This window comes from Salipiger mangrovisoli, assembly GCF_015223355.1.
GTDB classification, from domain to species: domain Bacteria; phylum Pseudomonadota; class Alphaproteobacteria; order Rhodobacterales; family Rhodobacteraceae; genus Salipiger; species Salipiger mangrovisoli.
Genome location: NZ_JADFFK010000063.1, coordinates 1 through 5,935 on the forward strand (window position 1 = coordinate 1; position 5,935 = coordinate 5,935).

The following is a 5,935-nucleotide window of genomic DNA, read 5'->3' on the forward strand; positions in this document are numbered from 1 at the left end:
GGCAGGCTGAAGGTCGTGGGATCGCGGGCCTCGGGCGCGAGAAGCTCGGTCTACATGCGGATCGGTCCGAGCGGCGCCCCCTGGCGTTGCCAGGTGGGGTCGGATGGCAGCAACCCGACCGTCGGCTTCATGGGCTACGGCGGGATGGCGTGACCTCAGCGACCGGCGGGTAGGTGCTTGCGGATCGCATGGAAGAAGATGTCGATCTCCAGCGCCAGGCCGACCTCGAAATCGTTGAGCTCGGCACCGCTCCAGTGATGCTGCTCGAGGCGGGCGAGGAAGTCGCGGCGGGTCTGATGCTCGCGCGGCTCCAGCGGCAGGGTCTCGGCGGCGCGCAACATGTCGATCCGGATGTGGACCTCGCGCATGGCGGCGAACGCCTCGATCATGGGTCGGGTCAGGCGCGGATCGGTCTGCCAGGACCGACCGCCGAACACCTCCTGGACGACGCGGTTCCCGGCCCCCAGGCAGTCATAGGCCACGCAGCCGGCGAGCCCTTCCTGGGTCAGCCTGTCGTGGATCGTGCAGCGGTGCCCCGAGAGGTTACGGCAGGGCTCGCCGGGGTTCTTGTCGAAGGCGAAATCCTTGCCCTTGTCGAAGGCCAGCGCGATGCAGCAGAGCGCCGCGCACTTCGAGCAGTCGGTCCTGAGGTGATCGGTCTGGGGGTGATCTGTCGGGGGCATTCTGACTGTCGGTCCGCCAAGGAGAAGGGGTTGGTCGCGGTATCTCCCGGAATGGCTTCGGGATGCAAGCACGGGTCGGCCGCCCGCAGCGACGAGAGCCGCGATGCGCCGAGCGGCCGCTCCCCCGCAATGCGAAGGGGCCGCGCGATGGCGGCCCCTTCTGGTGGTACGGGGGGTGTCAGGCGCTTCCGGCGCGCAGATCACTCGATCGTGTTGCGCCAGGCGTCGCGGTCGATGTCGAGATCGGCATAGGCGTCGGGGTTCAGCACCGGCCGGTCGACCCCCGCCGCGAGCTGCGTCCGGAAATCGCGCAGCAGGCGCAGCGCCGTCGGGAAGAGCATCATGATCACCAGGAGGTTGACCAGCGCCAGCACGCCCATCATCGGGTCCGAGAAGAAGAACACCGCCGTCGCTCCGGGCGCGACCGCGCCGACGAAGACGATGGCCATGATCGCCAGGCGGAAGATCACCAGCGACACCGGGTTCTTCGACAGCACCGAAAGCGCGTTCTCGCCGAGGTAGTAGTTGTAGATGATCGACGAGAAGGCGAAGAGCAGGATCGCCCCGGTCAGGAAGTACTGCGACCAGGCCCCCAGGTGCGAGACCAGCGACTGCTGGGTCAGCGCCACGCCGTCGATGCCCTCTGCACCCGGCACGTAGACATTGCCCAGCAGGATGATGAAGGCGGTGCACGAGCAGATCAGGATGGTGTCGATGAACACCGAGAAGGACTGGGTGATGCCCTGGCTGATCGGGTGGCGGACCTCGGCGGTGGCCGCCACGTTCGGGGCCGAGCCGAGGCCGGCCTCGTTGGAGAACAGCCCGCGCCGCAGGCCCTGCGCCAGGGCCGCGCCCATGCCGCCGCCGACCGCCTGCTCGAAGCCGAAGGCGTTGCGGACGATCGAGGAGACGACGCCGGGGATCTCGGTGATGTTGAGCACGATCACCAGCAGTGCCAGCGCCAGGTAGCCCACCGCCATGATCGGCACGATGACGTCCGAAGCCTTGGCGATGCGGTGGATGCCGCCGAAGATGATCGCGCCGGAGATCAGCGACAGGGCGATGCCGGTCCACAGCCGGTCAATGCCGAGGCTGTCCTGCACTGCGCCCGCGACGGTGTTGCCCTGGAAGGCGTTGAAGCCGAAGCCGAAGGCGGCGATCAGGCAGATCGCGTAGACCACGGCGAGCCAGTGGAATTCCTTGCCGAGGCCGTGGATGATCGACAGCGCCGGGCCGCCGCGGAACGTCTTCTCGTCCACCCGGCGCTTGTAGAGCTGGGCGATCGAGCATTCGACGAGGCTGGTGGCCATGCCGACCAGCGCCACGGCCCACATCCAGAACACGGCACCGGGGCCGCCGAGCGTGATGGCCACCGCGACACCCGCGATATTGCCGCCGCCGACGCGGCCGCCGACCGAAACCAGCAGCGCCTCGCGCGCCGAGATCCGGCTGGGATCGGCCGAGTTGTTCGAGCGGCTCAGCACGCGGAACATCCGCCCGAAGAAGCGGAACTGGACGAAACCGGTCGCCAGGGTGATGAAGCAGCCAAAGATCACCAGGATCGGGATCAGCGACCAGCCCCACGTAAGATCTCCGATCTTGCCGAAGATCATTTCCAGAAATTCCATGTGTCCTCCAGTTCTGCGGTCAATTTAGCGCGAAGTGCGCGCACACTAGGCAGGAGAGGTCGAAATACCATTTCACTAGCTTGCGCCCCCCTGACGCTGATTGATACGGAAAAGCACCAACTAGCGAAGGATGGGCGCATGTCGCGCGATTTACCCCGAAATCTGAGGCTATTGTGCAGTTACCACAGATCCATCGCCGAGGTCTGCAGGCAGCTTGGTGTGAACCGCTCGCAGTTCAATCGCTACCTCTCGGGCGAGACATTTCCCTCGCTCCGGCTGATGCAGCGCATGTGCGATTTCTTCGGCGTGGACGAGAGCGAGCTCTTGCTGCCGCACGCGCAGTTCGCCGAGCTGGTGCGGCTGCGGCCCGGCAGCATCGGCGCGACGGTCGAGCGCAACGTGGTCGCGGCCATGGCGGGCGACATCCGGCTCGACTCGCAGCGGGCGCTGATGGCCTACACCGGCTACTACCTCGTCTATTACAACTCGATGTCGCATCCGGGGCAGATCCTGCTCTCGGTCGGGCGGATCTACGAGACGCCCTTCGGGATCAACGTGAAGACCATCGAGAACGTCGGCAAGCCGGGGCGCTCGAAGTTCACCTGCAAGTATCAGGGCGCCTGCTTCGTGCTGGGGGACCGCATCTTCATGACGGTGATGGAAACGCTGACCCGCAACGAGGTGATGCAGATCATCCTCTATCCCAGCTACAACAACCGCATCCGCTACCTGACCGGGGTGGTCTCGGGGGTGGCGGCGCGGGCACCGCGGCCGCCGGCGGCGACGCAGATCGTCTTCGAGTACCTCGGCGACAACATCGACCTGCGCCGGAACATGCGGCGCAGCGCGCTCTACGCGCCGGACAGCCCCGACATTCCCGAAGAGGTGCGCGAGATGCTGGGCTCGTGGTCGCGGCATCCCGGCCCGCTGATCGAGGCGCCGCTGGCCTGAGGATCAGCCCGTGTGCATCTCGCCGCAGACCGGGGTCGCGAGATAGGCGCGGCGCGCCGCGAACTCCGCATGGGCCGACAGCGCGTGGTGCAGCTTGGCATAGGCCATCTCGGGGGTCATGTCGCGGCCGTCGATGACCCCGCCCTCGCGCAGCACGCCGCCGGCGGCATAGGTGCCGAGGCTGACGCCGCCTTCGGGCGACTGGCTGACCGCGACGACCGGCACCTGCCGCTCTGCGGCGCGGGCCAGCGCGGCGCGCATCTGCGGCGTGTCGGGCGCGGTGCCCGAGCCGTAGCAGCGCAGCACGATGCCGTCGCAGTGCTGCGCGGCAAAGTCCAGCAGCTCCAGGCAGCCGCCCGGCGCGACCGAGTGGATGGCGACGCGCTGCGGCGTCAGCAGGGCGGGCGAGAAGCGTTCGGCAGGGGTGCGCGGCGGGGTGGCATCCGCGGCCCCGGCGAAGGCGTCGGCGAAGCTCGAATGCGCCTTGCGCACCCGCGCCCCGTGCAGCAGCTTTCCGGCGAACTGCACCCAGACCCCCGGCGCCGCCGTCTGCGCGGCCCGCAGCGCGTCGGCGAGGTTGTCCCAGCCATCGCTGCCCGCGACCGTCAGCGGCAGCATCGAGCCGGTCAGGATCACCGGCATCGCCAGACCGCGCAGCGACAGGCACAGCGCCGCGGCGGAGAAGGCCAGCGTGTCGGTGCCATGGGTGACGACGATGCCGTCATAGGCGCCCTGCGCCTCGGCGAGCAGGCGGGTCAGGCGGTTCCAGTCCTCGGGCGTCGCCTCGGCGCTGTCGATCAGCCGATCGAGCGGGCGCAGCACCAGCCCGGCCGGGCAGCGCCCCTCGGCCTCGAGCCGCCGCAGCGCGTCCTCGATCACCCCGGCCCGCGGCGCGTATCCCTGCGTCGTGGCGGCCATGCCGATGGTACCGCCGGTGTGGATCAGCAGAAGTCGCACGTGAGTCCTTTCCTCTTTACGGCGCGTCGGGCGCGGGCCTGTCTCGCCCAGTTGCCCGCCGCGGGCCAGATGCGCCGGGGGGTGCCCCTGACGCCGATCTTGCCACAGGTCGCGTCAACCAGCGTCAGATGCGGCGCTACCGGCAAGAAATCACGTTGCCACCGGAGCTTGGCGCGGTAAACGCCGCCGCGAAGTCAACGGGAGGACCGACGATGCGGACCGAATTCGATTCCCTGGGCCAATACGATGTGCCCGATGATGCGCTCTATGGCATTCACACCATGCGCGCCTACGACAACTTCCGGATCTCGGATGTGCCGGTCTCCGAGTTCCCCGAGCTCGTGCGCAGCTTTGCCATGGTGAAAAAGGCCGCCGCCGCCGCCAACCACCGTTTCGGCGTGCTGAGTGCCGAGAAGACCCGCGCCATCGACCTTGCCTGCGACGCGCTGCTGGCCGGCGAGCACCACGAGCATTTCATCGTCGACATGATGCAGGGCGGGGCAGGGACCTCGACCAACATGAACGCCAATGAGGTCATCGCAAACCTCGGGCTGCGCCACATGGGCCACCCGCCGGGCAGCTATGCCCAGCTGCACCCCAATGACGACGTGAACAAGTCGCAGTCGACCAACGACACCTATCCCACGGCGCTGCGCCTCGCGATCCTGCAGCGCCTCGAGGGGCTGTCGGTCGAGCACCAGCGGCTGCGCGATGCCTTCGCCACCAAGGCGGCGGAATTCGACGCCATCCCCAAGCTCGGCCGCACCCAGTTGCAGGATGCCGTGCCGATGACCCTGGGCCAGGAGTTCCGCTCCTTTGCCAACACGATCGAGGAGGACATCGAGCGCCTGCGCGACGTGTCGGACCTGCTGATGGAGGTGAACCTCGGCGGCACGGCCATCGGCACCGGGGTCAACGCGCCGGTCGGCTATGCCGCGGTGGCGGTGGAAGAGCTGCGCCGGGTCTCTGGCCTGCCGCTGCGCCAGGCGCGCGACCTGGTCGAGGCCTCGTCCGACCTTGGCGGTTTCGTCGCCTTCTCGGGCATTCTCAAGCGGGTGGCGGTGAAGCTGTCGAAGATCTGCAACGACCTGCGCCTGCTCAGTTCCGGCCCGCGCTCGGGCATCGGCGAGATCCGCCTGCCGGCGGTGCAGGCCGGCTCGTCGATCATGCCGGGCAAGGTCAACCCGGTGATCCCCGAGGTGGTCAACCAGGTCGCCTACCAGGTGATCGGCAACGATCTGACGGTGACCATGGCGGCCGAGGCGGGGCAACTCCAGCTCAATGCCATGGAGCCGGTGGCGATCCTCAACATCCTCCAGTCGATCCGCATCCTCAAGCGCGCCATGGCCTGCCTGACAGACCGCTGCGTGCTGGGCATCGAGGCCGACGAGGCCCGCTGCCGGGGCCTGCTCGAGAACAGCCTCGCGGTGGCGACCTCGCTGGTGCCGCAGATCGGCTACGAAAGCGCGGCGCGGGTGGCGAAACACGCGCTGAACACCGGCGTCTCGGTGCAGCAGGCGCTTGTCGAGCTCGGTATCGACGCGCAGCCGCTGGCGTCCTGACGCGCGCGCAGGCCCATCCCCCCGCCGCGACAGCGTCCTTCGCACGCGCGGCGGGGCGTGGCCCGGAGATGCGCGGATGTTGCAACCAAGTTGAAATGTCACCGCGTCTGCAAAGCAGGAATGTCATCAGGTGGCGTGACGTGAGCAAAGCCTG

The 5,935-nt window shown here is 68.1% G+C and carries 5 protein-coding genes; 2 read left to right on the forward strand and 3 right to left on the reverse strand.

The genetic code is table 11. The features are described from left to right. Positions 1-155 precede the first annotated feature (155 nt). Together IQ782_RS29190 and IQ782_RS29195 are read right to left on the reverse strand one after the other, a co-directional pair. Positions 156-683 carry a hypothetical protein gene (locus tag IQ782_RS29190; RefSeq protein WP_194138173.1) on the reverse strand — a complete coding sequence of 176 codons (528 nt, stop codon included), beginning with the start codon at positions 681-683 and terminating at the stop codon, positions 156-158. Positions 684-883: 200 nt separating this feature from the next. Then, positions 884-2,311 carry an alanine/glycine:cation symporter family protein gene (locus IQ782_RS29195; RefSeq protein ID WP_194138174.1) on the reverse strand — a complete coding sequence of 476 codons (1,428 nt, stop codon included), beginning with the start codon at positions 2,309-2,311 and terminating at the stop codon, positions 884-886. A gap of 138 nt (positions 2,312-2,449) precedes the next feature. Between IQ782_RS29195 and IQ782_RS29200 the strand changes: the two genes are divergently transcribed. Further along, a complete protein-coding gene (locus tag IQ782_RS29200; RefSeq protein ID WP_338092671.1) occupies positions 2,450-3,262 on the forward strand; it encodes a helix-turn-helix domain-containing protein in 813 nt (270 codons plus the stop codon). A gap of 3 nt (positions 3,263-3,265) precedes the next feature. Here IQ782_RS29200 and IQ782_RS29205 read toward each other — a convergent pair whose 3' ends face one another. Further along, complete coding sequence (locus IQ782_RS29205; protein ID WP_194138176.1) at positions 3,266-4,219, reverse strand: asparaginase domain-containing protein; 954 nt, start codon at positions 4,217-4,219, stop codon at positions 3,266-3,268. Positions 4,220-4,431: 212 nt separating this feature from the next. Between IQ782_RS29205 and IQ782_RS29210 the strand changes: the two genes are divergently transcribed. Beyond that, on the forward strand, positions 4,432-5,781 hold the full coding sequence (locus IQ782_RS29210) for an aspartate ammonia-lyase (RefSeq protein ID WP_194138177.1): 1,350 nt from the start codon (positions 4,432-4,434) through the stop codon (positions 5,779-5,781). The last annotated feature ends 154 nt before the right edge of the window (positions 5,782-5,935 follow it).

Excerpts from the sequence above, each read along its gene's own strand:
- IQ782_RS29190 (WP_194138173.1), bottom strand. The coding sequence starts at position 683 with ATGCCCCCGACAGATCACCCCCAGACCGATCACCTCAGGACCGACTGC.
- IQ782_RS29195 (WP_194138174.1), bottom strand. The coding sequence starts at position 2,311 with ATGGAATTTCTGGAAATGATCTTCGGCAAGATCGGAGATCTTACGTGG.
- IQ782_RS29200 (WP_338092671.1), top strand. The coding sequence starts at position 2,450 with ATGTCGCGCGATTTACCCCGAAATCTGAGGCTATTGTGCAGTTACCAC.
- IQ782_RS29210 (WP_194138177.1), top strand. The coding sequence starts at position 4,432 with ATGCGGACCGAATTCGATTCCCTGGGCCAATACGATGTGCCCGATGAT.